Genomic DNA, 2,364 nt, shown 5'->3' with positions numbered 1-2,364 from the left:
GACGTCCACCGCGGCCGCATCAGCGACCCGGATCTGCTGATCCGCTTTGACGGGGTTGAGGCCTTTACCCTGGGCATTGCCGGCCTAGCCACCGAAAACATCGTCGAAGTGGGCCAGAACGTCGACGCCAAACTGGCCGCACTCGACAGCCGGATCCCCTATGGCGTGGACCTGAAACCGATCTACCAGCAGCATGTGGTGGTCGAGCAGGCCTCCAACGACTTCCTTGTCAACCTGGCGATGTCGGTCAGCATTGTTGTGGTGGTTCTGGCCCTGTTCATGGGCTGGCGCGCCGCCGTGGTGGTGGGCTCCACCTTGCTGCTGACGGTTGTCGGCACGCTGTTCTTCATGAACATGTTCTCGATCGAGATGGAGCGGATCTCGCTGGGCGCGCTGATCATCGCCATGGGGATGCTGGTGGACAATGCCATTGTGGTCGCTGAGGGGATGCAGATTTCCATGCTGCGCGGCAAGACCTCGCGCGAGGCCGCGCATGACGCTGCCTCAAAAACCCAGATCCCGCTGCTGGGCGCCACGGTGATCGGCATCATGGCCTTTGCCGGCATCGGCCTCAGCCCGGATTCTGCGGGCGAATTCCTGTTCTCGCTGTTTGCGGTGATCGCAATCTCGCTGCTGCTCAGCTGGCTGCTGGCGCTGACCGCAACACCGCTGCTGGGCCACTATTTTTTCAAACAAGGCACAGAAGACAGCAAAGACGCCTACAGCGGCCTCCTGTTCCGCACCTATGGCAAGCTCCTGGCATCGGCGCTGAAGCTGCGCTGGCTGGTGGCCGCCGGGCTGGCGGGCATTACCGTGGTCTGCTTCATCGGCTTCGGCCAGGTGAAACAGCAGTTCTTCCCGGACTCCAACACGCCGCTGTTCTTTGTCCACTATAAGCTGCCGCAGGGCACCTCGATCCAGGCAACGTCCAAGCATCTGAAGGTGTTCGAGGACTGGCTCGCCGAACGCGAAGACGTGGTCTCGGTTGCCTCCTTCGCCGGCCAGGGCGCCACCCGCTTCATGCTCACCTACTCGGCAGAGAAGCCGAACCCCAGCTACGGGCATCTGATCGTCCGTACCGAAACCCTTGACGCCATCCCGCCGCTGCAGGCGGACCTCGAGGCCTTCGGCCAGGCGCAGTTCCCCGAGGGCGAGTTCCGCACCAAGCGGCTGGTCTTCGGCCCCGGCGGCGGCGACCCGATCCAGGTGCGGTTCTCCGGCCCCGACCCGCGCGTCCTGCGTGATCTGGGAGAGGAGGCAAAGCGGCGGCTTGAGGCGGCCTCCGCCAATATCCTGATCCCGCGCCACAACTGGCGCGAACAGGAGCCGGTGCTGAAACCCGTCTATGCCACCGACCGGGCGCAAACCGCCGGCGTCACCCGCGAAAACATCGCCGATGCGCTGCAGTTTTCCACTGACGGGCTGCAGATGGGGGTGTTCCGCGAACGCGACCGGCTGATCCCCATCGTCGTCCGCCGCGCACCGCAGGAGCCTTACAACATCTATGATCAGGTGGTCTTCTCCTCGTCGGCCGGCAAGTTTGTACCGCTGGAGCAGATGATCGACGGCGTTGATGTGGTGGTTGAAAACACCCTGGTGCACCGCCGTGACCGGCTGCCGACCCTGACCGTCGGCGCCGATATCCCGCCGGACCTGACTGCCGCCACCGTCTTTGCCGAGGTCCGGGAGACCATCGAAGCGATGGACATTCCGCCGGGCTACCTGATGGAATGGGGCGGCGAGCATGAAAGCTCGGGCGATGCGAATGAGTCTTTGGGCAAGCAGCTGCCGGTGACGCTGCTGATCATGGTGCTGATTTCGGTGCTGCTGTTCAATGCGATCCGCCAGCCTGTGATCATCTGGCTGTTGGTGCCGATGTCGGTCAACGGCGTGGTGATCGGGCTTCTGGGCACCGGCTTCCCCTTCACTTTCACCGCGCTTCTGGGCCTGCTCAGCCTGTCGGGGATGCTGATCAAGAACGGCATTGTTCTGGTCGAGGAAATCGACCTGGTGCGCGAAACCGGCCTGCCCCTGCGCGAAGCCATCGTCGAGGCATCGGTGTCGCGTCTGCGCCCGGTGATGCTGGCGGCAGTGACAACGATCCTTGGCATGGCGCCCTTGCTGACCGACGCCTTCTTTGTGTCGATGGCGATCACCATCATGGGCGGCCTGGCCTTTGCCACCGTGCTGACACTGGTGGCCGCGCCGGTCTTCTATCTGATCTTCTTCCGGCGGGTGGAGAAACAGGAAATGGCGGGGGTTTGACCCTCCGCCATCTGCAATCCGGGGCGCTTTTCAGGACCACAACCTGATCCTGCTGGGCCGCTTGCCACAAGCGGCCCGCCCTACCCCGCCAGATCCTCC

The 2,364-nt window shown here is 63.6% G+C and carries 1 protein-coding gene; it reads left to right on the top strand.

Features of this window, described 5'->3' with window-relative positions; translation table 11 throughout:
- Window positions 1-2,265 (top strand): efflux RND transporter permease subunit (locus A2I95_RS31875; protein WP_291736282.1); only part of this gene is annotated, 2,265 nt, incomplete at its 5' end.
- Window positions 2,266-2,364 lie beyond the last annotated feature (99 nt).

The sequence above is a fragment of the Leisingera sp. F5 genome (assembly GCF_001593695.1).
This window is presented reverse-complemented; position numbering and strand designations above follow the sequence as displayed.